The sequence below is a fragment of the Streptomyces sp. NPDC001068 genome, from assembly GCF_042897315.1.
GTDB lineage: Bacteria > Actinomycetota > Actinomycetes > Streptomycetales > Streptomycetaceae > Streptomyces.
Window position 1 is genome coordinate 285,188 of record NZ_JBIAYD010000007.1, and the last position, 24,206, is coordinate 309,393.

Below are 24,206 nucleotides of genomic sequence, written 5' to 3' on the forward strand. Positions count from 1 at the left end.
GATGAGCCAGGCGCAGGAGTTCGACCAGTCCGGCGGGGCGGGGCCCGCGGTACCGCAGACCCGGACCGCCCGGCACCGCCGGATCGTGGACATCCTCAACCGGCAGCCGGTGCGGTCGCAGAGCCAGCTCGCGAAGCTGCTCGCCGACGACGGGCTGACGGTCACCCAGGCGACGCTCTCCCGGGACCTCGACGAGCTGAACGCGGTGAAGATCCGCAACACCGACGGCGAACTCATCTACGCCGTGCCGAGCGAGGGCGGGTTCCGCACCCCGAGGGCACCGCTCGGGGAGTCGGCGAAGGAGGAGCGGATGCGGCGCCTGTCGCAGGAGCTCCTGATCTCGGCGGAGGCGTCGGCGAACCTGGTGGTCCTGCGGACCCCGCCGGGGGCGGCGCAGTTCCTCGCCTCCGCGATCGACCAGGCGGAGCTGCAGGACATCCTCGGGACGATCGCGGGCGACGACACGCTGCTCCTGATCAGCCGCAACCCGACGGGAGGTCAGGCCCTGGCCGACCATCTGCTGCGGCTGGCTCAGAACGGCCACTGAGCGGCGGGGCCGCCCAGGCCGACGGAGCGCGGTACGAGGGGAGCGCCGGGGAGCGTCGGCGGCTGTGCGTGGATCGTGGCTGGTCGCGCAGTTCCCCGCGCCCCTGACGGGGCCCGCGAAACGGCCGGTGACCGAGCGGTCCGGGGGAGCGTCGGCGGCTGTGCGTGGATCGTGGCTGGTCGCGCAGTTCCCCGCGCCCCTGACGGGGCGCTGTCGAGCCGGGGGGCAGTCGTGCCTCCCACCGCCCCGTCTCAGCCCAGACGCGAGGCCAGGCCGCCGGTGCAGCGGACCTCGTCGCCGGCCGTGATCAGCAGACCTTCGACGCCCGGCAGGGACTCCAGCCAGGCCAGCCCCGCCCGCGAACCCATCGCGAACGCCGCCGTGGCCCAGCAGTCCGCCCACGTCAGCCGCGGACCCACCACCGTCACCGCCACCAGGTCGGTCACCGCCGACTTCCCGGTCCGCGGGTCGACGATATGGGCGCCCCGCTCCGCCGTACCCGACGTGGCCACCGCCAGCTCGTCCACACCGGCCGCCGTGATCACCGCGGCCAGTCCGCCCGGCCGCAACGGATCGGCGATGCCCACCCGCCACGCCCGCGTCGGCTCGGGCGCGCCGTACATCTGGACGTCACCGCCCCCGTTGACGCTCACCCCGGTCACCCCGGCCACCTCCGTCAGCGCCCGCGCCGCCCGTTCGACGGACCAGCCCTTGACGATGCCGGTGGGGTCCAGGACGCCCCGGTAGCGGGTGCTGAACCAGCCGTCGCTCAGCCGTTGCGCCTCGGCCGCCAGCTCCAGCACCTCGGCCACCTCGGCGTCGCACTCCGCGAGGCCGACCTCCTCCCGCGCCAGCCGGGACACCTGGCTGTCCTCGCGGTAGGTGCTGAACACCGCGTCGACCCGGTGCAGTCCGGCGACCGACTCGGCGAGAGCCGCCCGCACGGCCACCGGATCCCCGCCGCGGACGTCGAAGGAGAAGACCGTCCCCATGACCTCCTCCGCATGACGCACCGTGGCGGGCGCCTCCGCGTCGGCCACCGTCTCAGTCACCGGCCTGGTCCAGTGCCGACTGCAGCGACTGCTTGTAGCCGGTGCTGGTGTAGGTGGCCCCGGAGACGGAGTCGATGTTCGCGCTTCCGGCCGCCACCGCCTCCTGGTTGAGCTTCGGCACGGAGAGCGCGGTCTTCTGGTCGCTGGTGCCGCCGCTGGGCGCCTGGACGGCCTCCGCCCTGGTGATCTTCCCGCCGGAGACGGTGATCCTGACCTGCACCGGCCCGTACTGGGTCTGCGCGACCTGCCCGGTCACCGTCTTGGCCTGCGCCTGCGCGGAGCCGGACGAGGAGGAGGACCCGGACGCACCGGAGCCGCCCGCGGCCTTCATCCTGTCCAGCGCCGACTGCAGCGACTGCTTGTAGCCGTTGCTGGTGTAGGTCGCGCCGGAGACCGCGTCGATGTTCGCGCTCTGCGCGGCCACCGCCTCCTGGTTGAGCTTCGGCACGGAGAGCGCGGTCTTCTGGTCGCTGGTGCCGCCCTTGGGCGCCTGGACCGCCTCGGCCTGGGTGATCCTGCCGTTCGCGACGGTCAGCCGCACCTGCACGACCCCGTACTGGGTCTGGGTCGCGTCACCGGTGACGGTGGTGGCGCCGGCGGCCCCGGTGCCGCCCTGCGGCGACTCCTGCCCCGCCGCCGCGGCCGAGGGGGCGGCGCCCGCCGCCGCGGACGCCGGGTCGGCGGACGGCTTGAGCGACAGCAGCAGCACGACACCGGACACCGTCGCCGCGGTGGCCAGCACCACACGCCTGACGGGGTGGCTCTTCCTCATCGTTTCCGAACTCCCGATTCCGTGGATTCCGTGGTCCCGTCGCTCACATCTCGAACGACTCGTGATGGATGCGGCGGGCGGGAACCCCCGCGCCGCGCAGCGCCTCGTACACACCCTGCGCGAACCCGGGCGGGCCGCACATGAAGACGTCGTGGTCGACGATGTCCGGGATCTTCCGCTGGAGGTTCTCCGCGGAGATGTCCGGCCGCTCGCCCTCCGGGCTGTTGACCGCGTACATCAGCCGGGCCCCGCGCTCGTTGGCGATCTTGGCCAGCTCGTCCCAGAGGGCCAGGTCCTGCGTGGTGTTGGCCCGGTACAGCAGGGTCAGGTCACCGGCGGCGCCGGGCAGCGTCTCGAACAGCGCGCGCATGGGCGTGATCCCGACGCCGCCCGCCACCAGCAGGACCTTGCCGCGGCTGCGCCGGGAGGCGGTCATCGCCCCGTACGGCCCCTCGGCCCACACCTTCGTCCCGGGCCGCAGTTCGCGCAGCCGCGCGCTGTGGTCGCCGATCGCCTTCACGGTGATCCGCAGCATGTCCGGGCGGGGCGCCGCGGACAGCGAGTACGGATGCGAACTGAAGCGCATCCCGGGAGCCATGAACCGCCAGCGGAAGAACTGCCCGGCCTCGGCGCCCATCCGGTGCAGTTTGCGGCCGCCGATCAGCACCGACACGATGCCCGGCGTCTCCTCGATGACCGCCTCGACCCGCATCCGGTGGCGCAGGTTGAGCCGGATCGGGGTGAAGATCCGGTACCAGACGACCAGCGCGGTGACGATGCCGTACAGGCCGTACCAGAACGTCTTGGCCACCGGGGTGAGGGCGAAGTCGTTGCCGGTGGTGATCTGGTGCCAGAAGGTCAGGAACACCGCCGCGTAGGTGAGCAGATGCACGTGGTACCAGGTGTCGTACGGCATCCTGCGCCGCACCGGGCCGATCGACGTGAGGCCGATGACCACGAACAGGCCCGTGCCGATCGCCGCCTTGCCCATGTCGGGCAACTGGTTGATGGAGTCGATGGTCTGCTGGACGATGTCGTTCAGCGTCTTGCCGGCCTGCAGGGCATAGCCCCACATGATGAGGAAGACGTGCGCGACGACCAGCGAGAGGGTGTACCGGCCGCTCATCGCGTGCCAGCGGGCGACACGGTCGGAGCCGACCCGGCGCTCCAGCGCGGGCACCCGGGCCATCTGGAGGACGACCAGGGCCATCAGGTATCCGGCCAGCAGCCCGGTGATGCGGCCGGCGTTGAGGATCTTGCCGTTCTGGTCCGCGATGGACGGGGTGTTGTGCCACCACAGCCACAGCACGGCCGCGGCGCCCGCCCATACGGCGAGCAGCAGCGGTACGGCCGGGGAGCGGCGCGGGCGGATGCGGCGCATCGTCTGTCGTCGGGCGGCACGTCCGCCTGCGAGCGTGGTGGTCACGGTTCCTCCGTGGGGACTTGACCCTTGGCCCACAGATACGTGCCGTACCGCCCGAGTGTTCAGAGACCTGCGGAGTTCCGCTTCAGTACCGGGTGATCGCCGTGTCGCCGCTCGCGGTCCCGATGGCGATGTGCGGGGCCCTGGCCGGATTCGCCCAGCGCAGGATCTCCTGCATGGCGTCCGACGGCACGGAGACGCAACCGGCCGTGGCACCTTGCCCGTTGACGTGCAGGAAGATTCCGGCGCCGCGCCCTCGCACGGGCCGTTCGTAGTTGAAGCCGATGACCAGCGCGTACGTGTACTGCGTGGTGTACGACGACAGTTTCTCCGATTCGGCGGACCGGCAGTCGGCGGGCAGCGGCTCGACCCAACGGTTGTAGGAGGTGGAGTCGTTGTCCTCGCACCACCACGAATCGGCCTTGACCGGGCGGTAGTCGACGGACGTCCCCGCGGGTGCGGGCTGGATGCCGAACCCGAACGGGAGGTCGTACAGCCCGGTCGGAGTGGTGTTCGTGCCCTGCTGCCGGGCGGCACCCTCGACCAGGCCCCTGGCGCCGAACCTGGCGGGGGCCGAACCCGCCTTCGTCCACTGCCCGTCCCGGCGGTCCCACCAGGTCAGTGTGCCCGAGGTGGAGTCGAGGGCGGGTGCCTCGGCGGTGATCAGCTGGTCGCCGCCGCCCGTGTCGGCCAGCCGGGCGGGCAGCGGTGCGGTGTCCCCGTCGCCCGGCGCGGCGCCGAGCAGCATCAGGGACGCGGAGGCGAGGGCGACGGCGAGGCCTGGGCGCATGGCTCAGACGGTAGACGGAGGCAGCGGCAACGGCAGCCCGGGTAGGCCGTCCAGGCTCACCGCGATGTGCTCCTTCTTCTCGAAGTACGCGTTCAGCGACGCGTCGTCCTCCCGCGCGAAGCGACGCGCGTGCAGGTCGCGGTCGGTGTCGTACGCCATCCGGGGGACGGCGTAGCCGCAGGTGTCCCGGACCAGTTCGGCGTGCACGACGATGATCGCGCGCAGGCCGTGCGGGGTGGGGTCGATGCCGGGGAAACGGGTCAGCAGCGCGGGGAAGTCCGGGTCGTCGCGGAAGACCGGCTCGCCGCGGCCGTGCACCCGCACGATGTTCGGCGGGCCCTGGAACGCGCACCACATCAGGGTGATGCGGCCGTTCTCCCGCAGGTGGGCGATGGTCTCGGCGTTGGAGCCCGCGAAGTCCAGGTAGGCCACGGTGCGTTCGTCGAGCACCGCGAAGGAGCCCTTGAGGCCCTTGGGGGAGAGGTTGACCGTGCCGTCCCCGGCGAGCGGGGCGGTGGCGGTGAAGAACAGGGGCTGTTCCTCGATGAACGTGCGGAGTCTGCCGTCGATGCGCTCATAGGTCTTTCCCATACCGGGCGATTATCGGCGCGTGCGGGCCGGACGTCCGGGTGATTCCGGCATCCGGACGCACCGGGTGGGCGCGGGGTGTCCGGACTCCACTGTGGCCGCCCCGGCCGGCGCTGTTCACGGGGCGGCCACAGCTGCCTGTCACGTCACTCGGTGAGCGTGCAGGCGGCCAGGGAGTCGAGGCCGGCCGGCTTGGCCGAGGTGCGGCCGATGGCGATCGCGATCCGGTCGACGGTGGACTTCCGCTTGTCCGCGAGGGGGCCGAGGATCGCGTTGTTCACGAAGTTCGGTCCGCCCTGGCCGACGGTGTCGGCCAGTCGCTTGTTCGCCTCGGCGATCTGGGTCTGGAGCAGGGTGAGGTTGCGGTCGACCTCTGCCCGCGCGGAGGCGGGGACGGCCGGCAGCCGTGAGGCGACGTCGGGGCAGCTGATCGTGCCCACCGCGGAACCGCTCGTGCCGGTGCCGCCGGTCGACTGCTGCTGGGTGGCCGCGGTGCTCGGCGCGGCCGAGGCCGTGCCCGTCGTGGTGCCGGTGCCGGCGCCTGCGGCGGTACCGGCGGCGTTCAGGGTGCACGGCGCCAGCGCGTCCAGGCCGGTCGGCTTGGCGGCCGTGCGGCCGATCGCCGTCGCGATCCGGTTGACGGTCGCCACCCGCTTGTCCTTGAGGGGGCCGAGGATCGCGTTGTTCACGAAGTTCGGTCCGCCCTGGCCGACGGTGTCGGCCAGTCGCTTGTTCGCCTCGGCGATCTGGGTCTGGAGCAGGGTGAGGTTGCGGTCGACCTCTGCCCGCGCGGAGGCGGGGACGGCCGGCAGCCGTGAGGCGACGTCGGGGCAGCCGATGGTGCCGGGTGCGGCGGCGAGCGTGCGCGCGTCGTTCGTGCCGCTGCTCTGGTCGGGCGTACCGGCGAGGGCCGAACCGGCGACGACCGCACCGGACAGTGCCACGGCGGCGGCGCCGCCGACGAGTGCCACGCGACGCTTGCTGTACTTCGGGAGAGCCCTGGACATGCGGTTGCCTCGCTTGGGTCGGAGGAGGGTTTACAGACGCGGCGCCGGCGTTCAGGCATGGGTACGAGAAAGCGGTTTCGTTTGTTCAGACCGCTTTCACGGATCTCCGCCTCCGCCCGGGTTTCCTTCCGGTGGAGGGGCGATGAATTGACGAATCATGCGGACCTCTGCATAATCATGCATGGCAGGGGATGTACGGGAGGAGGGACCCATGACCGAGCGCGTCGTACTCGCCTACTCCGGCGGGCTGGACACCTCCGTCGCCGTCGGCTGGATCGCCGAGGAGACGGGCGCCGAGGTCATCGCCGTCGCGGTGGACGTCGGCCAGGGCGGCGAGGACCTGGATGCCATCCGCAAGCGCGCCCTGGCCTGCGGCGCGGTCGAGGCCGAGGTCGCCGACGCCAGGGACGAGTTCGCCGAGGAGTACTGCCTCCCCGCGGTCAAGGCCAACGCCCTCTACATGGACCGCTATCCACTGGTCTCCGCCCTTTCCAGGCCGGCGATCGTCAAGCACCTGGTCGCCGCCGCCCGCATGCACGGCGCCACCACGGTCGCCCACGGCTGCACCGGCAAGGGCAACGACCAGGTCCGCTTCGAGGCCGGCATCGTCGCCCTCGCCCCCGACCTGACCTGCATCGCCCCGGTCCGCGACTACGCGATGACCCGGGACAGGGCGATCGCCTTCTGCGAGGCGAGGAACCTCCCGATCGCGACCACCAGGAAGTCCCCGTACTCCATCGACCAGAACGTCTTCGGCCGCGCCGTCGAGACCGGCTTCCTGGAAGACATCTGGAACGGCCCGATCGAGGACATCTACGAGTACACGCAGAACCCGGCGACCCCGCGTGAGCCCGACGAGGTGATCATCACCTTCGAGGCCGGCGCCCCGGTCGCGATCGACGGCAGGCCGGTCACCGTCCTCCAGGCCGTCCAGGAGCTCAACGAGCGGGCCGGCGCCCAGGGCGTCGGACGGATCGACATGGTCGAGGACCGGCTGGTCGGCATCAAGTCCCGTGAGGTGTACGAGGCGCCGGGAGCCATCGCGCTCATCACGGCGCACCAGGAACTGGAGAACGTCACCGTCGAGCGCGAACTCGCCCGCTACAAGCGGCAGGTCGAGCAGCGCTGGGGTGAACTGGTCTACGACGGCCAGTGGTTCTCGCCGCTCAAGCGCGCCCTGGACGGCTTCGTCGACGAGGCGAACCGGCACGTCACCGGTGACATCCGGATGACGCTCCAGGGCGGCCGGGCGGTCGTCACCGGCCGCCGGTCCGACTCCTCCCTCTACGACTTCAACCTCGCCACCTACAACACCGGCGACACCTTCGACCAGGCCGCGGCCAAGGGCTTCATCGACATCTACAGCCTGTCGTCGAAGATCGCGTCCAAGCGGGACCAGTCGTAACCAGTAGCGTGACGACCGCCTCCCCGTTCATGGCCGGGGAGGCGGTGCCACATCCGTATCTCTTCTAGGAGCAACGCAAGTGAGCAGCAACAGCGGTGACGTACGGCTCTGGGGCGGCCGTTTCGCCGACGGTCCCGCCGAGGCCCTGGCGAAGCTGTCCGCGTCCGTCCACTTCGACTGGCGGCTCGCGCCCTACGACATCGCCGGTTCGCGCGCCCACGCGCGCGTGCTGCACACGGCGGGCCTGCTCACCGAGGACGAACTCCAGCGCATGATCGCGGGTCTCGACCTCCTGGAGGCCGACGTCGCGGCCGGCACCTTCACCGGCACGATCGCCGACGAGGACGTGCACACCGCCCTGGAGCGGGGCCTGTTGGAGCGCCTCGGTCCCGACCTCGGCGGCAAGCTCCGCGCCGGCCGCTCGCGCAACGACCAGGTCGCGACCCTCTTCCGGATGTACCTGAGGGACCACGCGCGCGTGATCGGCGGCCTGATCGCCGACCTCCAGGACGCCCTGATCGGCCTGGCGCAGGCCCACCCGGACGTCGCCATGCCCGGCCGCACCCACCTCCAGCACGCCCAGCCGGTGCTCTTCGCCCACCACGTCCTCGCCCACGTCCAGTCGCTGTCCCGGGACGCCGAACGGCTGCGTCAGTGGGACGAGCGCACGGCCGTCTCCCCGTACGGCTCCGGCGCCCTCGCCGGCTCCTCCCTCGGCCTGGACCCCGAGGCGGTGGCGAAGGACCTCGGCTTCGAGCACGGCAGCTCCGCGAACTCCATCGACGGCACGGCCTCCCGCGACTTCGTGGCGGAGTTCGCCTTCATCACCGCGATGATCGGCGTGAACCTCTCCCGGATCGCCGAGGAGGTCATCATCTGGAACACGAAGGAGTTCTCCTTCGTGACCCTGCACGACGCGTTCTCCACGGGTTCGTCGATCATGCCGCAGAAGAAGAACCCGGACATCGCCGAGCTGGCCCGCGGCAAGTCCGGCCGCCTGATCGGCAACCTCACCGGTCTGATGGCCACCCTCAAGGCGCTGCCCCTCGCGTACAACCGCGACCTCCAGGAGGACAAGGAGCCGGTCTTCGACTCCTGCGACCAGCTGGAGGTCCTGCTCCCCGCCTTCACCGGCATGATGGCCACCCTCACCGTCCACCGCGAGCGCATGGAGGAACTGGCCCCGGCCGGCTTCTCCCTCGCCACCGACATCGCGGAGTGGCTGGTCAAGCAGGGCGTCCCGTTCCGTGTGGCGCACGAGGTGGCGGGCGAGTGCGTGAAGGCGGCCGAGGCCGAGGACAAGGAACTGGACCAGCTGACGGACGAGCAGTTCGCCAAGATCTCCGCCCACCTGACCCCGGAGGTCCGCACGGTCCTCAACGTTCCCGGCGCCCTGGCCTCCCGCGACGGCCGCGGCGGCACCGCCCCGAGCGCGGTCGCCGTCCAACTGGCCGAGGTCAAGGCGGACGTGGCCCGGCAGCACGAGTGGGCCGACGCGAAGAAGTAGGAAGAAGCAGGCCTTCCCGGCGTCCTTGAGAGGTGCTCCGGCGTGGTCGTCCGCCGCGCCGTCGGGGCCGGTCGCGCGGTTCCCCGCGCCGTCGGGGCACGTCACCTGTAGCGCCCCGTCAGGGGCGCGGGGAACCGCGCGAGCAACCACGAAGCACCCGCACTCGCGCACGCGCCGCACCCCCCGAGCCCGGAGGCGACGCTCATCGCGGGTTACGTTGGTCGGAAGCCGAACCGGAGCCGACCCCGACGGAGCCCGCGATGCCCTTCGCCCGACTGGCGACAGCAACAACTCCCACCTGCCACCTCGGCCTCGGCCTCGCCGCGGTCGGCCGCCCCGGTTACATCAACCTCGGCCGCGAGCAGGACCTCGGCGAGGACCGCAGCGTGGAGGCCCTCCGCGCCCGTACCCACGAACTCCTCGACGCCGCCTACGCCCAGGGCGTCCGCTACTTCGACGTGGCCCGCTCCTACGGCCGTTCCGAGGAGTTCCTCGCCGACTGGCTGGACAGCCGCCCCGACGCCGCCGCCGACGTGGTCGTCGGCAGCAAGTGGGGCTACACCTACACCGCCGGCTGGTCCGCGGACGCGCAGACGCACGAGGTCAAGGACCACGGCGTCCAGACCTACGACCGTCAGCGCGCCGAGACCGCCGAACTCCTCGGCGACCACCTCGACCTCTGCCAGATCCACTCGGTGACCCCGGACAGCCCGGCCCTCACCGACAAGGAGCTGCACGCCCGCCTGGCGGAGGCGGCGGCCGGCGGACTCACCGTCGGCTTCTCCACGAGCGGTCCCGCCCAGGCCGACGCGGTCCGCGCCGCCCTCGCCGTCACGGTCGACGGCGAGCCCCTCTTCCGTACCGTCCAGTCGACGTACAACGCCCTGGAGACCTCGGCGGGACCCGCCCTCGCCGAGGCGCACGACGCCGGACTGACGGTGATCGTGAAGGAGGGCATGGCCAACGGCCGGCTCGCCGCCCCGCACGCCCCCGACGCGCTGCGGGCCGTGGCCGAGGAGACCGGGCTCGGCTGCGACGCCGTCGCCCTGGCCGTCGTACTGCGGCAGCCGTGGGCCGGAGTGGTCCTGTCCGGCGCGGCCACCCTCGCCCAGCTCGCCTCCAACCTGCACGCCGCCGCGGTCGACCTGGACGAGGACCAGCTGACCCGCCTCGCCGCCCTGGCCGAGGACCCGCACGCCTACTGGGAGCGCCGCGGCGGCCTGCCCTGGCACTGACCCGGGGCCGGCCCCCGCCACCGGTCCGCCCCGCACGGTCGGGCCCCGATGCCGCGCTCGTGGTTCGTGGGCGGCGGACCCACGGGGGTCACGCGAGCGCCATTCCGGGGATGCGCCTGCGGATGGCGTCCAGTTCGGCCTCGTCGGAGACGCCCTGCCAGTCGTGGCGGGGCGTGTACGGGGCCTCCAGGGCGCGCACCTCGTCGTCGGCGAGTTCGAGGTCGAGGGAGGCCACGGCCTCGTCGATCTGGCGGACCGAGCCGGCGCCGACCAGGGGCGCGGTGACGACCGGCCTGCCTCGCAGCCAGGCGAGCGCCACCTGTGCGCGGCTGACGCCGTGCGCGTCGGCCACCCGGCCGACCGTGTCGGTGATCGCGCGGTTGGACGCCTCCTCCGCGGGCGAGTAGAGGGTGTCCGCGTACGCCCCGTCCGTCTCGGAGCGTGCCGTCGAGCGGGCGTCGTCCCAGGCGCGGGCCAGCCGGCCGCGGGCCAGCGGCGACCAGACGAGGGTGCCGACGCCCTCGTCCAGGCAGAGCGGGATCATCTCCCGCTCCTCCTCGCGGGCGAGGAGGTTGTAGTGGTTCTGCATCGACACGAACCGCGCCCAGCCGTGCTGTTTCTGCAGGTGCAGGGCCTTGGCGAACTCCCAGGCGGGCATGGAGGAGGCGCCGAGGTAGCGGACCTTGCCGGACTTCACGAGGTCGCTGAGCGCCTCGAGGGTCTCCTCCAGCGGGGTCGTGTGGTCGTTGCGGTGGATCTGGTAGAGGTCGATGTGGTCGGTGCCGAGGCGGCGCAGCGAGTGCTCGACCTCGGTCATGACGGCCTTGCGTGACAGCCCCCGTCCGTTGGGCCCCGGCCGCATCGGATGGCGCAGCTTGGTGGCGATCACCACGGCGTCGCGGTCGGCGAAGTCCTTGAGCGCGCGGCCGAGGATCTCCTCGCTGGAACCGTTCGAGTACAGGTTCGCGGTGTCGAAGAAGTTGATGCCCGCCTCCAGCGCGTGCCGGATGAGCGGCCGTGCCTCCTGCTCGCCCTTCGACCAGACGGGGTGCCCGCGGTCGGGCTCGCCGTAGGTCATCGCGCCGACCGCGATCGGTGAGACGTCCAGGCCTGTCGTGCCGAGCTTGATGTACTGCATGGTGCCCCTCTAAAATAAGTGGAGAGTTCTCCGGATACCGTAGTGGAGAACTCTCCACTTAGCAAGGTGAGGTCGTCCTGTGGTCCGTTCAGACGCGCGCGAGAACCGGGCACGCATCCTGGTGGCCGCCCGGGAGGCGTTCACCGAGAACAGTGGTGCCTCGATGAACCAGGTCGCCCAGCGCGCCGGCGTCGGCGCGGGCACCCTCTACCGCAACTTCCCGACCCGTGAGGCGCTGGTCCTGGCCGTGTACCAGGACGAGGTGGCGCGCCTCACCGGCTCCGTGTCCGACCTGCTGGCCGAGCTGCCGCCGCTGGAGGCGCTCCGCCGCTGGACGCTGGAACTGGTCGAGGCCATGCGCCAGAAGCACGGCCTCGGAGACGCTCTCGGCGCGGGCGCGCACCAGGCGATGGCCGAGCGGAGCCGCGGTCCCGTCATCGCCGCCCTCACGCAGCTGCTCGACGCGGGGAAGGCGGACGGCGTCATCCGCGAGGACGCGGATCCCGGTGACTTCCTCCAGTTCACGGGTGCACTGTGGCGCGCCGAGTCCGGCCCCGGGGACCGGGCCCCCCGCATGCTCGCGCTGATCCTGGACGGCCTCCGGCCCCGCCCCTAGTGCCGCGGTCGGGCAAGTCGTGCCGGCCCCGGCCCGGGCGTCGACCGCCAGGTCCGATGCGGCCGTCGAGTGCCGTCCGGGGTGTGTCGCGTTCGCCCGAAGAGGGCGCGGTTGGGTGGCGCCGGTGAGTCACTCATGCCCGTAGTGAGACACATCTGTCTCATATGGGTTACCCTTGTCTCATGGCCCTCGACCGTGAGCAGGTGCTGCGCAGCGCAGCCGCGTTGCTGACCCGCAGATCCACCGCGACCATGGACGAGGTCGCCAAGGCCGCCGGGATCAGCCGTGCCACCTTGCACCGGCACTTCGCGGGCCGGGACGCCCTCGTCCGCGCGCTGGAGGCACTCGGTATCGAGGAGTGCGAGGCCGCCCTGGACGCGGCCCGCCTGGGCGAGGGGCCCGCGGCCGACGCCGTCCACCGCCTGGTCCGCGAGATCGAACCGGCGGCCGGACTGCTGGCCTTCCTCTACACCGAGAACCAGCTGTTCGAGGGCGAGCAGCAGAACCAGGGCTGGACCCGGATCGACGACCGCGTCGCCGCGCTCTTCCGGCGCGGCCAGCAGAGCGGCGAGTTCCGTATCGACCTCACCCCCGCCTGGCTCACCGAGGCGCTGTACGGCCTGCTGGCGTCCGCCGCCTGGGCGGTGACGGAGGGCAGGGTCGCCCCCAAGGACTTCACCCACATGATCGTCGAGCTGCTGCTCGGCGGCGCACGACGGAGAGAGGAACCATGACCAGCACCGTGCGGCCGGCGTTCGCCACGGAGACGGAGGAGAAGCGCCCGGGCCGCTGGCTCGCGCTCTCCGTCCTCGTGCTCGCCGTGCTGCTGGTGGCCGTCGACGCGACCGTTCTCGGCCTCGCGACCCCCTACATCAGCGAGGACCTCGAGCCCTCCGGCACCCAGCTGCTCTGGATCGGTGACGTCTACTCGTTCGTCATCGCCGGCCTGCTGGTCTCCATGGGCAGCCTCGGCGACCGCATCGGCCGCAAGCGGATCCTGCTCGGCGGCGCGACGGCGTTCGGCGCGATATCCGTCCTGAACGCCTACGCCACGACCCCCGGGACGATGATCGCGGCCCGCGCCCTGCTCGGAGTCGCCGGCGCGACCCTGATGCCCGCCACCCTCGCCCTGATCCGCAACCTCTTCCACGACCCGCGCGAGCGCAGCCTCGCGGTCGGCATCTGGGGCGCCACGGCCTCCGCCGGTACCGCAGTCGGCCCGATCGTCGGCGGATTCCTGCTCGAGCACTTCTGGTGGGGCTCGGTCTTCCTGATCAACCTGCCGGTGATGGTGGTCCTGGTCCTGGTCGGCGTCAGGACGCTCCCCGAGTCCCGCAACCCCGACCCCGGCCCCTGGGACCTGATCAGCGTCGCGCTGTCGCTGGTCGGCATGATCGCGGTCGTGTACGCGGTGAAGGAGGCCGCGACCCACGGTCTCACCGGCGCCGGCGCGGTGACCGCGCTGCTCGGCACGGCGGCCCTCTACGGGTTCGTCCGCCGCCAGCTCACCCTGCCCAAGCCGCTGCTGGACATGAGGCTGTTCCGAGCGCGCGGCTTCAGCGGCGCGGTCCTCGCCGACCTGCTGACCGTGCTCGGCATGTCCGGCCTGGTGTTCTTCCTCTCCCAGTACCTTCAGCTGGTGCAGGGCAGGCACCCGTTCGAGGCGGGCCTGGCCGAGATCCCCGCCGCCGTCGGCGCGGTGGCGGCGGGCCTGGTGGCCGGCCGGGCGGCCCGCCGGTACTCGGTGCGGGCCGTGGTCTGCGGCGGCCTGGCGGCCGTCGGCGTGGCCCTGGCGGCCCTGACCACGCTCTCGCCGTCCACCGGTTACCCGGTCCTCGGCGCCGCCCTCCTGGTGGTCGGCGTCGGCGCGGGCTTCTCCTTCACCGTCACGGCGGACGTGATCCTCTCCAGCGTCCCCCGGGACCAGGCCGGCGCCGCCTCGGCCGTCTCCGAGACGGCGTACGAACTCGGCGCGGCCCTGGGCATCGCCCTGCTCGGCTCGATCGTCATGGGCGTCTACCGCGGTTTCCCGGGGCCCGAGGGCACCCCGGCCGCCGCCCACGAGTCCCTGGGCGCGGCCGTGCAGGCCGCGGCCGCCATGCCCCCGCGGACGGCGAACGAGATGCTGGCGGCGGCCCGGGACTCCTTCGTCCACGGTCTGCACCTGGCCTCGGGAGCGGGCGCCGCGGTCCTGCTGGCGACGGCCGTGGCGGCCTGGTTCCTGCTCAGGGGGCAGGAGCTGGAGAGCACCCCGTCGGTGTGACGCCTCACTTCTGGTAGCCGAGCACCGTCATCATCCCGCTCTCCGAGTGGTACTGGTTGTGGCAGTGCAGCATCCACAGTCCGGGGTTGTCGGCGTCGAAGTCGAGCACCAGCTTGCGGTGCGGCAGCACGACCGTCGTGTCCTTGCGGGCGCGTTCCGAGTTCAGCCCGCCGACGGCGAAGGTGTGCCCGTGCAGGTGCATCGGATGCCACATGTCGGTCGCGTTGACGAGCGTCAGCCGCACCCGCTCGCCGGCCCGCACCGCGTGCCGCTGCCGCACGTCGTACATCTTGTGGTCGAATCCCCAGTCGTACCGCTGCATCGAGCCCGTGATCCTGATCCGCAGCTCGCGGTCGGGCTTGCGTTCGTCCAGGCGGACCGAGTCGGCAGGCAGCAGCCGGCGGGCCGGGACGATCTCGCGGTCCAGTTCGGCCGGGCGGGCATCCGGTGACGGAAGGTTTTTTCCGTTGTTGGTGCGGAGGATCGCGACCGCCTTGCCCGGCTTGCCCTCGGCGAGCGCGACGAGCGGGAAGACGCCGTCCTTGGCGGTGACCAGGACGTCGTACCGCTCGGCCATGCCGATCAGCAGGGCGTCGGTCTTCTGCTGCTGCACGGGGTAGCCGTCGGTGTGGGTGACGGTCATGGGGTGGTCGCCGAGCGCGACCCGGAAGGCCGTCTCCGAGCCCGCGTTGACGAACCGGATCCGGATGCGGTCACCGGGGCGGCAGCGGAAGACCGAGGGGTCGGTGCGCAGCCGCCCGTTGATCAGGTAGTGCGGGTAGGCGACGTTGCCGCCCTCGCCGTGCAGCAGGCTGCTGTGGGAGTCGCGCAGCACCCGGTCGGGGCCCAGGCCCTTCTTGGACTTCGGCGACGGCGCGGGCGCGCTCGCCGACCGGTGCGGGCTCGGGCTGCCGGCCCCGGGGCCCATGCCCATGTGCATGTTCATCGCCATGGAGCCGCCGGGCTTGAGCTGGTCGAGGACGTGCTCGGGGTTGGAGCCGTCGATGTCGTCGACCCAGTCGTCCAGGACGACGACCCACTCCTGGTCGTAGGCGAGTTTCTCCTTCGGGTCGTCGACGACGAACGGCGCGTACAGGGCGCGGTCCGGCTGCATGCCGACGTGCGAATGGAACAGGTACGTGCCGGGGTGGGAGGCGACGAACCGGTAGAGGAAGTCCGCCCCCGGCGCGATGCTCGCCTGGGTCAGGTCCGGGACGCCGTCCATGTCGCAGCGCAGCCGCACTCCGTGCGCGTGCAGTGTGGTCTTCTCCTTCAGCCGGTTCCTGACGGTCAGGCTCAGGATGTCACCGGCGGTGACCCGCACCAGCGGACCCGGCACCGACTCGTTGTACGCCCAGCTGTGCACCGTCCGCCCGCCCAGGTCGAGCGTGCTCTCGGCGGCCGTGAAGGTGACCTCGCGGACGGGCCCGGAGCCGCGCTTCCGCTCCGTCGCGAGCACCTCTGGACCCGACGGATTGACAAACCCCTTGGGCCCCTCCGGGACGAACGCCGCCGTCCCGGCCGTCTGCTGCGGGCCGGAGCGGGACGACGAGTCGGAGTCGGAGCAAGAGGCCACTAGCCCCGCGCCGGCGACAGCGAACGGAGCACGGAGCAGGGTACGCCGAGAAGGTTTCTGCATATCTGAATAAGACATGCTGTGTGCTCATATGGGCGGTAAATACGGAGAAATGTCTGAAGTGTCGGGCCAGATTCCACCGCGAGGCGGACGCGGACGGATGTCAGGCGGATGGCAGACAGAAGGGCACGGACCCCCGGTCCGTGCCCTTGAGCCGAAAGGGTGTCAGGCGGCCTTGGCCTTCGTGGCGTACATGTCCACGTACTCCTGCCCGGACAGCCGCATGACCTCGGCCATCACCGAGTCGGTCACGGCCCGCAGCACGTAGCGGTCCCGGTCCATCCCCTCGTACCGGGAGAACTCCATCGCCTCGCCGAACCGGACGGTGACCTTGCCCGGCCGCGGGATGCCCGCGCCGCCCGGCTGCAGCTTGTCGGTGCCGATCATCGCGAACGGGACCACCGGCGCGCCCGTCATCAGCGTCAGCCGCGCGATACCGGTGCGGCCCCGGTACAGCCGGCCGTCGGGGGAGCGGGTGCCCTCCGGGTAGATCCCGAAGATCCGGCCCTCGTCCAGGACCCGCTTGCCGGTCATCAGCGCCGCGACACCGCCGCTCGCGCCGTCCCGGTCCACCGGGATCATGCCGACACCGGTGAAGAACCAGGCCATCAGCCGGCCCTTGAGGCCCTTCCCGGTGACGTACTCGTCCTTGCCGATGAAGAACACCTGCCGCTTGCTGACCAGCGGGAGGATCATCGAGTCGATGAACGTCAGGTGGTTCCCGGCGAGGATGACCGGACCGTCTCCCGGGATGTGCTCCACGCCCTCCACCCGGAGGTGGAACATCAGGCGCATGACCGGTCCGAGCGCTGCCTTGATGAACGCGAAGCGGGACAACGGGTCCTCCGATGTCGAGTGACGGTATGTGTCTGTGCAGGTGAGGACATTACTCGCGGCTCCGTGGGGAGCGCACATCGACTACGGCGGGTTCACCGAGGTCTTACGCACTGTTGACGCTGGTTTACCTGCGGCGACGTCCCCAGGACAGGTCGCGGCGAGCCCGCCGCGATGTGACGCAGGTCGCCGACGGACCGTCACGACGCGCCGTCCATCAGCCATACGGCGTCATCCGCCCGTTGGGCCGGCGGTCTCCCGTCGGTCACCACCGCAGCCCTACGATCGGCCGGCATCCAAGGGCGAAGGTCAGGAGAGCGCTCATGAACACGAACGACTCGAACGAGCGGACACAGGTGAACGGCACGACCGGACGGCGGGCCCTGCTCGGCGCCGCGGTGCTCGGTGCCGGCGGCGCGGTCCTCGGACTGCCCGGCGCCGCCAGAGCCGCCGAGGCCAGGCGGTCCGGTCACGGCCACGGCGGCCTGAAGAGCCTGCCCAAGCCGACGATCATCGGCCACCGCGGTGCCAGCGGCTACCGCCCCGAGCACACCTTCGGCTCCTACAACCTGGCCCTCGACCTCGGCGCCGACATCGTCGAGGCCGGCGACCTCGTCCCGACCAGGGACGGCCACCTGGTCTGCCGCCACGAGCCGGAGATCGGCGGCACCACGGACGTCGCCGACCACAAGGAGTTCGCGGACCGCAAGGTCACCAAGGTCCTGGACGGCGTCCCCACCACCGGCTGGTTCACCGAGGACTTCACGCTCGCCGAGCTGAAGACGCTGCGCGCGATCGAGCGCATCCCGGCCAACCGCCCCCACAACACGCTCTACAACGGCCACTGGGAGATCCCCACCTTCGAGGAGGTCCTCAAGTGGCAGGACGAGCAGACCCGCAGGCGCGGCAAGCAGGTCTGGATCTACCCCGAGACCAAGCACCCCACCTACTTCCGCAAGCTGGGCCTCGGCCTTGAGGAGCGGGTCGCCAAGCTGCTGCGCAAGTACGGCAAGGACAAGCGGAACTCCCCGGTCATCCTGCAGTCCTTCGAGCCGACCAGCATCCAGCGCCTGAACACGCTGGTCGACAACACGCTGGTCGTCCTGCTCTCCGCGGCGAACACCCAGCCCTACGACTTCGTCGCGACCGGCGACCCGCGCACCGTCGCGGACCTGATCACGCCGAGGGGCCTGCGGGAGATCGCCGGCTACGCGCAGGGCATCGGCCCGACCCTGGACCTGGTCATCCCGAAGGACGCCGCCGGCAACTTCACCACGCCGAGCACGCTGGTCGCGGACGCGCACAAGGTGGGTCTGATCCTGCACCCGTACACCATGCGCAACGAGAACCCCTTCCTGCCGCCGGCCTACCGCAAGGGCAGCGACGTCACCGGCTACGGAGATGTCTTCCCGGTCTTCCGGACGTACTTCGAGACCGGCATCGACGGCGTCTTCTCGGACAACGCCGACACCGCGGTCCTGGCCCGCGACGCCTTCGTCAACGGCTGATCACCCGCACCCCGTTCGGGGTGTCCTGCGGCCGCCCCGGCAACCCGCCCCGGGGCGGCCGCGTCGTTCCGCATGTGACGGACGACCTGGTTGCCGCCCTCGGCCCCCTGCTCACCGCCGAGGCCTCGGCCGAGGCGCAGGCCTGCGGCAGCGACCCCGGTGACCTCGAACAGACCGTCTGGCTCCGGCTCCTGGAGCGCCTCGAGACCCACGGCCCGCCCCGGGCCCCCGAGGACTGGCTGCGCAGAGCGGTCCGCGCCGAGGCCCGCCGCACCCGTCGCAGGGCACGCCGCGAACGCCCCTACGCCGCCGAACCGGCCGACCGCGCCGCCCCGTCGCCCGAACACCGCGTCCTGGCCGCCGCCCGGCACCGCGCCCTGCGCGAAGCGGTCGCCCGCCTGCCCGGCCGCTGCCCCCGCCTGCTGCAGGCGCTGTTCTCGCCGGAGGACCTGACATACCGGGAGATCGCGGGGGAGTTGGGTATCTCACAGGGCAGTCTGGGGCCGGAACGTTCCAGATGTCTGGGTTGTCTCCGCCGATTGTTGACGCCGGAGGTTGCGTCCCGCGAAGCGCGGGGATAGGAGTGAGAACTACAGGCGATCAGGTGAGCGAGGGGCGTGCGCACATGGGCATGAGCGTGACCATCTCGGTGGCGACCGAGCAGGATGCAGAGCAGATCTTCAGGCTCCAGTACCTGTGCTTCCAGAGCGAGGCGGCGCTGTACGGCAACTACCGCATCGACCCGCTCGTCCAGAGCCTCGACTCGGTCCGCCGGGAGGTCGCGTCCGACTGCGTCTTCGTCGCCCGGCTCGGCGAGGAGGTCGTCGGCTCGGTCCGCGGCTCGGTCACCGAGGACGGCGCCGCCGCCATCGGCAAGCTCTGCGTCCACCCCCGCCTCCAGGGACACGGCATCGGTGCGCGTCTGCTGCGCGCGGCCGAGGGCGCGTTGGAGGCGGAGCGCGGCGCCAAGAGGTTCCGCCTCTTCACCGGCCACCGCAGCGAGGGCAACCTGCGCCTGTACCGCCGGGTCGGCTACGAGACGGTGGGCACCTCACAGGGCGCGGACGGCGTCACGATGATCGTCCTGGAGAAGCCGGCCGGCACGTACGCGACGACGGCGTAGCTTTCCGGCGCCCCTAAGCCTTCCGACGCCCCGAAAGGGGCGCGGGGCTGTGTTCGATCTGCGGCTGCCGCCGCGTGGGCGCGATCAGCCACCGCGCACCGCCGGTCGCGCACGTTCCTCAGGCCGCCGCCCCTTGGGCGCCCTTCCGCAGCCAGTACAGCGCGGAGACCGGCAACAGCACGGGGATGAACACGTATCCCATGCCGAAGTCCGACCACACGGTCGCATCGGGGAACGCCGAAGGATCGGCCAGCGTCCAGGTGCCGACCGTCAGCACCCCCGCCAACTCCGCCGCGCAGCACACCGCGGCGACGCGGCGGGCCGTCTCGCCACCCCGCACCAGCGTGTACGTGATGAACGCGTACACCACACCCGCGACAGCGGACAGCGAGTACGCGAGCGGCGCCCGGCCGAAGTCCGTCGCGATCTGGTACGCGGACCGCGACACCGCCCCGACGACCATCACGCCGTAGAACCACACGAGAAGCGTCCCCGGCCCACTGGTGAGCCGCTTCGGCCCCTGCTCCACGGTCGTCATCTCACCCTCCCCAGATGTCATAGAGCCGCACCTCCAGCACGGCCAGCACCACACCGCCCGCGGCGACCGTCACCGAACCCCACCGGGTCCGCTCGGCCAGCGACATGAACCCCGCCGCCGGGACGCACGCGAAGGCGCCCAGCAGATACGCCACGAAGATCGTCGTGCCCTGCGCCGGCCTGTCGCCCCCGGACAGCAGCACGATCCCCGCCACGAGCTGGATCACGGCCAGCACCGACACCACGGCCATCCCGATGAAGTGCCAGTCCTTGGTCGGCTGGTCCCGGTACGCGGCCCAGCCGCACCACGCGGCGAGCAGCAGCGCGGCGACTCCGGTCACCAGCAACAGGGCATTGAGCATGCGGTGACCTTATTACGGCGCAAACGGCCCCCCGCCGTCGCCCCTGCCGTACGCCGTAGGGTCTGGACCATGACGATCCACGCACAAGCCCTGCTCTTCGACAACGACGGCACCCTGGTCTCCTCCCTCGACTCCGTGGAGCGCTGCTGGACCCGCTGGGCGGCGGAGTACGGCGTCACCGAGGAGTACGCCCGAGTCGAACTGCACGGCAGGACCGCCGTGGACATCGTCGCCGACCTGCTCCCCGCGCACCTGGTCCCCGAGGGCGTGGCCAGGGTCGAGCAGCTGGAGGTGGAGGACGTCCCCAACGGCGGGGTCCGGCTGCTTCCCGGCACCAGGGCCCTCCTCGACGCCCTGCCCGCCGAGCGCTGGGCGGTCGTCACCTCCGCCACCCGCCGGCTCGCCGAGGCTCGCCTGGAGGCGGTCGGGATCCGGCCGAAGACGCTGATAGCCGCCGACGACGTCACCCGCGGCAAGCCCGACCCCGAGCCGTACCTGCTCGCCGCCCGACGGCTGGGCGTGGACCCGGCCCGCTGCGTGGTCTTCGAGGACGCCCCGGCCGGGCTCCGGGCCGGCCGGGCCGCCGGGATGACCACCGTGGCGTTGGCCACAACCCACGCCGCGCACGAGCTGGACGCGGACCTCGTGGTGCCGGACCTCTCGGCCCTGTCGGCACTGGCCACCGACCACTTCGTGGAGATCTCCGAACGGCGTTGACGGGTGTCCGCCGCTGTCCACCATGCGGACAGCGGCGGCCTGTCAGGACCGTCCGTCTGGTTTACTGATCGCATGACCACGACGAGCGAACGCACTCCTGCGACCGAGGCGACCATGACGCCCGGTGCTCGTTGTATGTGTCGAATGTGCGCCTTCTAGAGGGCCCCCGCACCACCTCAGAGCCTCGCGCCCCGAAGCGAGCCGCCGTGGCCTGTCCGTACGCCCCGAGCCGTACGTGACCCCGCCGCCCCGCGCACATTCTCCTCCCGTACCAGGGCACATCCACGCCCGCGTACTCGACAGTGACGGAATCCCAGTGATCACCACATCGGGCCTGACGAAGATCTATCGGTCCCACCGCACCCACGGCCGCGAGGTCACCGCCCTCGACGGCGTCGACCTGCACGTGCGCGAGGGCGAGGTGTACGGCGTCATCGGTCAGTCCGGCGCCGGCAAGTCCTCGCTCATCCGCTGCGTCAACCTCCTGGAGCGCCCCACCGCCGGCACGGTGACGGTCGACGGCCTGGACCTCACCGCCCTGGCCGGGCGCGGCCCCCGGGCCGGCCGGGAGCTGCGGCAGGCGCGCAGCCGTATCGGCATGGTCTTCCAGCACTTCAACCTGCTCTCCTCGCGGACCGTCCAGGACAACGTCGAGCTGCCGCTGGAAATCCTCGGCACGTCAGGGAAGGAACGTTCCCGCAAGGCGCTGGGGCTGCTCGACATGGTCGGTCTGGCCGACAAGGCCAAGGCCTACCCGGCACAGCTGTCCGGCGGCCAGAAGCAGCGGGTGGGCATCGCCCGCGCCCTGGCCGGCGACCCCAAGGTGCTGCTCTCCGACGAGGCCACCAGCGCCCTCGACCCGGAGACCACGCGCTCGATCCTCCAGCTGCTGCGTGACCTGAACCGGCAGCTCGGCCTGACCGTGCTGCTCATCACGCACGAGATGGACGTGGTCAAGTCCATCTGCGACTCGGCCGCGCTCATGGAGAAGGGGCGCGTCGTCGAGTCCGGGACCGTCAGCGAACTGCTCGCCACCCCCGGCTCCGAGCTGGCCGCCGCGCTGTTCCCGGTCGGCGGCGAGGCCTCCGGCGAGGACCGCACCGTCCTGGACGTCACCTTCCACGGCGAGGCCGCCACCCAGCCGGTCATCTCCCAGCTCTCCCGCACCTACAACATCGACATATCGATCCTCGGTGCCGCGGTCGACACGGTCGGCGGCCTCCAGATCGGCCGCATGCGCATCGAACTGCCCGGCCGCTACGAGGACAACGTGGTGCCCATCGGCTTCCTGCGCGAACAGGGCCTGCAGATCGACGTGGTGGGCCAGGAGCCCGTGCTGGTGAAGGAAGGTGCCAAGTGAGCTGGTCCGAGATGCAGCCGCTGTTGTCCCAGGCCTGTTGGGACACGCTCTACATGGTCGGCTGGTCCACGCTGATCGCCGTCGTCGGCGGACTGCCGCTCGGTGTCCTGCTCGTCCTCACCGACCGCGGCGGACTCCTCCAGAACGTGCTCGCCAACAAGGTCATCGGGCAGATCGTGAACATCGCCCGCTCGATGCCGTTCATCATCCTGATGGTCGCGCTGATGAACTTCACGCGCTCGATCACCGGGACGACCATCGGCCGCGAGGCCGCCATCGTGCCGCTCGCCATCGGCGCCATCCCGTTCTTCGCGCGCCTGGTCGAGACGGCCGTCCGCGAAGTTGACGGCGGACTCGTCGAGGCCGTGCAGTCGATGGGCGGCAGCACCTGGACCGTCGTGCGCAAGGTCCTCGTGCCCGAGTCGCTGCCCTCGCTGATCTCCTCCACCACCACCACGGTCGTCGCGCTCATCGGCTACTCGGCCATGGCGGGCACAGTCGGCGCCGGCGGTCTCGGCGACATCGCGATCCGCTACGGCTACCAGCGCTTCGAGACCCAGCTGATGTGGATCACGGTCGCGATCCTCGCGGTCGTCATCTCGCTCATCCAGTTCGGCGGCGACTACACGGCCCGCGCCCTGCACCGCCGTGGCGGCCGGTCCGGTCCGGCGCCGAAGCTGCGGCTGCTGAAGGCCGCCACCGTCGACGGCGAGACCGTCTGAGCGCCTCCGGGCATCCCTCCGGCTCTCCCCAGATCTCCCCGCAGCACCCTCGCGGGGTCGCTCCACCCTTAAGGAAAGGCACTTTTCGTGCGTAACACCGCCAAACTCACCACCGCCGTCCTCGCCGCCGGAGCCCTCACCTTCGGGCTCACCGCCTGCGGCTCGGACAAGGACTCCGCCTCCGCCGACTACAGCGGACCGCTGGTCGTCGCCGCGAGCCCGACCCCGCACGCCGAGATCCTGGACTACGTCAAGGACAACCTGGCGAAGAAGGCCGGACTCGACCTGGAGGTCAAGGAGTTCCAGGACTACATCGTGCCGAACACGGCGACCGAGGACGGCTCGGTGGACGCCAACTACTTCCAGAACCAGCCGTACCTCGACGACTTCAACAAGAAGCGCGGCACCCACATCGTGCCCGTCGTCACCGTGCATCTGGAGCCGCTCGGCCTGTACTCCCACAAGGTCAAGAGCGCCGACGCGCTCAAGAGCGGTGCGACCGTGGCCGTCCCGAACGACGCGGTGAACGAGGCGCGTGCCCTCAAGCTGCTGGCCGCCAACGGGCTCATCACCCTCAAGGACGGCGTGGGCAGTGAGGCGACCCCGCAGGACATCACCAAGAACCCGAAGAACCTGCAGTTCAAGGAGGTCGAGGCGGCCCAGACCGCACGCTCCCTGGACGACGTGGACGCGGCGGTGATCAACGGCAACTACGCCATCTCGGCCGGGATCAAGCCCGCCGAGGACGCCCTGGTCCTGGAGTCCGCGAAGAACAGCCCCTACGGCAACTTCCTCGCCGTGAAGAAGGGCAACGAGAAGGACCCGCGGGTGAAGAAGCTCGCCAAGCTCCTCACCTCGCCCGAGGTCAAGAAGTTCATCGAGGACAAGTACAAGGGCTCGGTCATCCCGTCCTTCTGACCGCCGCTCCGCCGCTCCGCCGGCCTGTCGGTCCGCCGGCCTGTCGGTCCGCCGGTCCGTCGTCCGCGCGACGGCCGGCGGTCACCTTCACGACGGCACGTATACGGCGTATCTCCACGCACGGGGTCCACTCGCTCACCGCGGGT

At 71.3% G+C, this 24,206-nt stretch carries 25 protein-coding genes; 14 read left to right on the forward strand and 11 right to left on the reverse strand.

The window, feature by feature from the left end; all coding sequences use genetic code 11:
* Position 1: 1 nt before the first annotated feature.
* Positions 2–547, forward strand: a complete 546-nt coding sequence (locus ACFY3I_RS21495) for an arginine repressor (protein ID WP_365293384.1) — start codon at positions 2–4, stop codon at positions 545–547.
* A gap of 251 nt (positions 548–798) precedes the next feature.
* Here ACFY3I_RS21495 and ACFY3I_RS21500 read toward each other — a convergent pair whose 3' ends face one another.
* From ACFY3I_RS21500 to ACFY3I_RS21525, 6 genes are all read right to left on the reverse strand, one after another.
* The gene (locus tag ACFY3I_RS21500) at positions 799–1,539 is read right to left on the reverse strand and encodes an FAD:protein FMN transferase (RefSeq protein WP_390862172.1); all 741 of its coding nucleotides are present in this window, start codon (positions 1,537–1,539) and stop codon (positions 799–801) included.
* Positions 1,540–1,591: 52 nt separating this feature from the next.
* Positions 1,592–2,371 carry an FMN-binding protein gene (locus tag ACFY3I_RS21505; RefSeq protein ID WP_390861997.1) on the reverse strand — a complete coding sequence of 260 codons (780 nt, stop codon included), beginning with the start codon at positions 2,369–2,371 and terminating at the stop codon, positions 1,592–1,594.
* Positions 2,372–2,414: 43 nt separating this feature from the next.
* Positions 2,415–3,797, reverse strand: a complete 1,383-nt coding sequence (locus ACFY3I_RS21510; RefSeq protein WP_365293378.1) for a ferredoxin reductase family protein — start codon at positions 3,795–3,797, stop codon at positions 2,415–2,417.
* 82 nt (positions 3,798–3,879) lie between these two features.
* On the reverse strand, positions 3,880–4,584 hold the full coding sequence (locus ACFY3I_RS21515; protein WP_390861998.1) for a L,D-transpeptidase: 705 nt from the start codon (positions 4,582–4,584) through the stop codon (positions 3,880–3,882).
* A gap of 3 nt (positions 4,585–4,587) precedes the next feature.
* On the reverse strand, positions 4,588–5,175 hold the full coding sequence (locus ACFY3I_RS21520) for a pyridoxamine 5'-phosphate oxidase family protein (RefSeq protein ID WP_390861999.1): 588 nt from the start codon (positions 5,173–5,175) through the stop codon (positions 4,588–4,590).
* A 143-nt stretch (positions 5,176–5,318) separates the two neighbouring features.
* Complete coding sequence (locus ACFY3I_RS21525) at positions 5,319–6,179, reverse strand: hypothetical protein (protein ID WP_390862000.1); 861 nt, start codon at positions 6,177–6,179, stop codon at positions 5,319–5,321.
* A 211-nt stretch (positions 6,180–6,390) separates the two neighbouring features.
* Here ACFY3I_RS21525 and ACFY3I_RS21530 point away from each other — a divergent pair, with 211 nt between their 5' ends.
* The 3 genes from ACFY3I_RS21530 to ACFY3I_RS21540 all read left to right on the forward strand — a co-directional run bounded on the left by ACFY3I_RS21530 (position 6,391) and on the right by ACFY3I_RS21540 (position 10,326).
* A complete protein-coding gene (locus ACFY3I_RS21530) occupies positions 6,391–7,584 on the forward strand; it encodes an argininosuccinate synthase (RefSeq protein ID WP_390862001.1) in 1,194 nt (397 codons plus the stop codon).
* Between the two features lie 79 nt (positions 7,585–7,663).
* A complete protein-coding gene (gene argH / locus ACFY3I_RS21535; RefSeq protein WP_390862002.1) occupies positions 7,664–9,091 on the forward strand; it encodes an argininosuccinate lyase in 1,428 nt (475 codons plus the stop codon).
* Between the two features lie 260 nt (positions 9,092–9,351).
* Positions 9,352–10,326, forward strand: coding sequence for an aldo/keto reductase (locus tag ACFY3I_RS21540; RefSeq protein WP_390862003.1), 975 nt, complete (start codon positions 9,352–9,354; stop codon positions 10,324–10,326).
* Positions 10,327–10,414: 88 nt separating this feature from the next.
* On the opposite strand, the gene ACFY3I_RS21545 is transcribed toward ACFY3I_RS21540, so the two are convergent.
* Positions 10,415–11,464: an aldo/keto reductase gene (locus ACFY3I_RS21545; RefSeq protein ID WP_390862004.1), complete on the reverse strand. Its 1,050-nt coding sequence runs from the start codon at positions 11,462–11,464 to the stop codon at positions 10,415–10,417.
* Between the two features lie 79 nt (positions 11,465–11,543).
* Here ACFY3I_RS21545 and ACFY3I_RS21550 point away from each other — a divergent pair, with 79 nt between their 5' ends.
* The 3 genes from ACFY3I_RS21550 (at position 11,544) to ACFY3I_RS21560 (ending at position 14,343) form a co-directional block, all read left to right on the forward strand.
* Positions 11,544–12,080: a TetR/AcrR family transcriptional regulator gene (locus ACFY3I_RS21550; protein WP_390862005.1), complete on the forward strand. Its 537-nt coding sequence runs from the start codon at positions 11,544–11,546 to the stop codon at positions 12,078–12,080.
* Between the two features lie 182 nt (positions 12,081–12,262).
* Complete coding sequence (locus ACFY3I_RS21555; RefSeq protein ID WP_365293360.1) at positions 12,263–12,814, forward strand: helix-turn-helix domain-containing protein; 552 nt, start codon at positions 12,263–12,265, stop codon at positions 12,812–12,814.
* Complete coding sequence (locus ACFY3I_RS21560) at positions 12,811–14,343, forward strand: MFS transporter (RefSeq protein ID WP_390862006.1); 1,533 nt, start codon at positions 12,811–12,813, stop codon at positions 14,341–14,343. Before ACFY3I_RS21555 ends, ACFY3I_RS21560 begins: the two co-directional genes overlap by 4 nt.
* A gap of 4 nt (positions 14,344–14,347) precedes the next feature.
* Here the strand turns inward: ACFY3I_RS21560 and ACFY3I_RS21565 are convergent, their stop codons facing one another.
* Complete coding sequence (locus tag ACFY3I_RS21565; RefSeq protein WP_390862007.1) at positions 14,348–15,982, reverse strand: multicopper oxidase family protein; 1,635 nt, start codon at positions 15,980–15,982, stop codon at positions 14,348–14,350.
* 162 nt (positions 15,983–16,144) lie between these two features.
* Entirely contained in the window at positions 16,145–16,816 is a 672-nt protein-coding gene (locus tag ACFY3I_RS21570; protein ID WP_365293354.1) for a lysophospholipid acyltransferase family protein, read from the reverse strand.
* A 320-nt stretch (positions 16,817–17,136) separates the two neighbouring features.
* Between ACFY3I_RS21570 and ACFY3I_RS21575 the strand changes: the two genes are divergently transcribed.
* The 3 genes from ACFY3I_RS21575 (at position 17,137) to ACFY3I_RS21585 (ending at position 19,444) form a co-directional block, all read left to right on the forward strand.
* Positions 17,137–18,321: a glycerophosphodiester phosphodiesterase gene (locus ACFY3I_RS21575; RefSeq protein ID WP_390862008.1), complete on the forward strand. Its 1,185-nt coding sequence runs from the start codon at positions 17,137–17,139 to the stop codon at positions 18,319–18,321.
* A gap of 74 nt (positions 18,322–18,395) precedes the next feature.
* Positions 18,396–18,902: a sigma-70 family RNA polymerase sigma factor gene (locus tag ACFY3I_RS21580; RefSeq protein WP_390862009.1), complete on the forward strand. Its 507-nt coding sequence runs from the start codon at positions 18,396–18,398 to the stop codon at positions 18,900–18,902.
* Positions 18,903–18,946: 44 nt separating this feature from the next.
* Positions 18,947–19,444, forward strand: coding sequence for a GNAT family N-acetyltransferase (locus tag ACFY3I_RS21585; protein ID WP_390862174.1), 498 nt, complete (start codon positions 18,947–18,949; stop codon positions 19,442–19,444).
* 118 nt (positions 19,445–19,562) lie between these two features.
* On the opposite strand, the gene ACFY3I_RS21590 is transcribed toward ACFY3I_RS21585, so the two are convergent.
* Together ACFY3I_RS21590 and ACFY3I_RS21595 are read right to left on the reverse strand one after the other, a co-directional pair.
* Positions 19,563–20,003, reverse strand: a complete 441-nt coding sequence (locus ACFY3I_RS21590; protein ID WP_390862010.1) for a hypothetical protein — start codon at positions 20,001–20,003, stop codon at positions 19,563–19,565.
* Positions 19,984–20,343, reverse strand: a complete 360-nt coding sequence (locus ACFY3I_RS21595) for a hypothetical protein (RefSeq protein ID WP_365293347.1) — start codon at positions 20,341–20,343, stop codon at positions 19,984–19,986. Before ACFY3I_RS21595 ends, ACFY3I_RS21590 begins: the two co-directional genes overlap by 20 nt.
* A gap of 69 nt (positions 20,344–20,412) precedes the next feature.
* Here ACFY3I_RS21595 and ACFY3I_RS21600 point away from each other — a divergent pair, with 69 nt between their 5' ends.
* From ACFY3I_RS21600 to ACFY3I_RS21615, 4 genes are all read left to right on the forward strand, one after another.
* A complete protein-coding gene (locus tag ACFY3I_RS21600; protein ID WP_365293346.1) occupies positions 20,413–21,060 on the forward strand; it encodes an HAD family hydrolase in 648 nt (215 codons plus the stop codon).
* Between the two features lie 316 nt (positions 21,061–21,376).
* On the forward strand, positions 21,377–22,420 hold the full coding sequence (locus ACFY3I_RS21605; protein WP_390862011.1) for a methionine ABC transporter ATP-binding protein: 1,044 nt from the start codon (positions 21,377–21,379) through the stop codon (positions 22,418–22,420).
* Positions 22,417–23,142 (forward strand): methionine ABC transporter permease, encoded by a 726-nt coding sequence (locus tag ACFY3I_RS21610; protein ID WP_390862012.1) that lies wholly within the window; start codon positions 22,417–22,419, stop codon positions 23,140–23,142. Before ACFY3I_RS21605 ends, ACFY3I_RS21610 begins: the two co-directional genes overlap by 4 nt.
* An 87-nt stretch (positions 23,143–23,229) precedes the next feature.
* Positions 23,230–24,060, forward strand: coding sequence for a MetQ/NlpA family ABC transporter substrate-binding protein (locus tag ACFY3I_RS21615; protein ID WP_390862013.1), 831 nt, complete (start codon positions 23,230–23,232; stop codon positions 24,058–24,060).
* Positions 24,061–24,206 lie beyond the last annotated feature (146 nt).

What these genes read in the sequence shown, in the direction of transcription:
- ACFY3I_RS21600 (WP_365293346.1), top strand. Translation starts at nt 20,413, where the DNA reads ATGACGATCCACGCACAAGCCCTGCTCTTCGACAACGACGGCACCCTG.
- ACFY3I_RS21575 (WP_390862008.1), top strand. Translation starts at nt 17,137, where the DNA reads ATGAACACGAACGACTCGAACGAGCGGACACAGGTGAACGGCACGACC.
- ACFY3I_RS21495 (WP_365293384.1), top strand. Translation starts at nt 2, where the DNA reads ATGAGCCAGGCGCAGGAGTTCGACCAGTCCGGCGGGGCGGGGCCCGCG.
- ACFY3I_RS21500 (WP_390862172.1), bottom strand. Translation starts at nt 1,539, where the DNA reads ATGGGGACGGTCTTCTCCTTCGACGTCCGCGGCGGGGATCCGGTGGCC.
- ACFY3I_RS21555 (WP_365293360.1), top strand. Translation starts at nt 12,263, where the DNA reads ATGGCCCTCGACCGTGAGCAGGTGCTGCGCAGCGCAGCCGCGTTGCTG.
- ACFY3I_RS21545 (WP_390862004.1), bottom strand. Translation starts at nt 11,464, where the DNA reads ATGCAGTACATCAAGCTCGGCACGACAGGCCTGGACGTCTCACCGATC.
- ACFY3I_RS21585 (WP_390862174.1), top strand. Translation starts at nt 18,947, where the DNA reads ATGGGCATGAGCGTGACCATCTCGGTGGCGACCGAGCAGGATGCAGAG.
- ACFY3I_RS21515 (WP_390861998.1), bottom strand. Translation starts at nt 4,584, where the DNA reads ATGCGCCCAGGCCTCGCCGTCGCCCTCGCCTCCGCGTCCCTGATGCTG.
- ACFY3I_RS21595 (WP_365293347.1), bottom strand. Translation starts at nt 20,343, where the DNA reads ATGCTCAATGCCCTGTTGCTGGTGACCGGAGTCGCCGCGCTGCTGCTC.
- ACFY3I_RS21540 (WP_390862003.1), top strand. Translation starts at nt 9,352, where the DNA reads ATGCCCTTCGCCCGACTGGCGACAGCAACAACTCCCACCTGCCACCTC.
- ACFY3I_RS21590 (WP_390862010.1), bottom strand. Translation starts at nt 20,003, where the DNA reads ATGACATCTGGGGAGGGTGAGATGACGACCGTGGAGCAGGGGCCGAAG.
- ACFY3I_RS21530 (WP_390862001.1), top strand. Translation starts at nt 6,391, where the DNA reads ATGACCGAGCGCGTCGTACTCGCCTACTCCGGCGGGCTGGACACCTCC.
- ACFY3I_RS21525 (WP_390862000.1), bottom strand. Translation starts at nt 6,179, where the DNA reads ATGTCCAGGGCTCTCCCGAAGTACAGCAAGCGTCGCGTGGCACTCGTC.
- ACFY3I_RS21505 (WP_390861997.1), bottom strand. Translation starts at nt 2,371, where the DNA reads ATGAGGAAGAGCCACCCCGTCAGGCGTGTGGTGCTGGCCACCGCGGCG.
- ACFY3I_RS21560 (WP_390862006.1), top strand. Translation starts at nt 12,811, where the DNA reads ATGACCAGCACCGTGCGGCCGGCGTTCGCCACGGAGACGGAGGAGAAG.
- ACFY3I_RS21520 (WP_390861999.1), bottom strand. Translation starts at nt 5,175, where the DNA reads ATGGGAAAGACCTATGAGCGCATCGACGGCAGACTCCGCACGTTCATC.
- ACFY3I_RS21565 (WP_390862007.1), bottom strand. Translation starts at nt 15,982, where the DNA reads ATGCAGAAACCTTCTCGGCGTACCCTGCTCCGTGCTCCGTTCGCTGTC.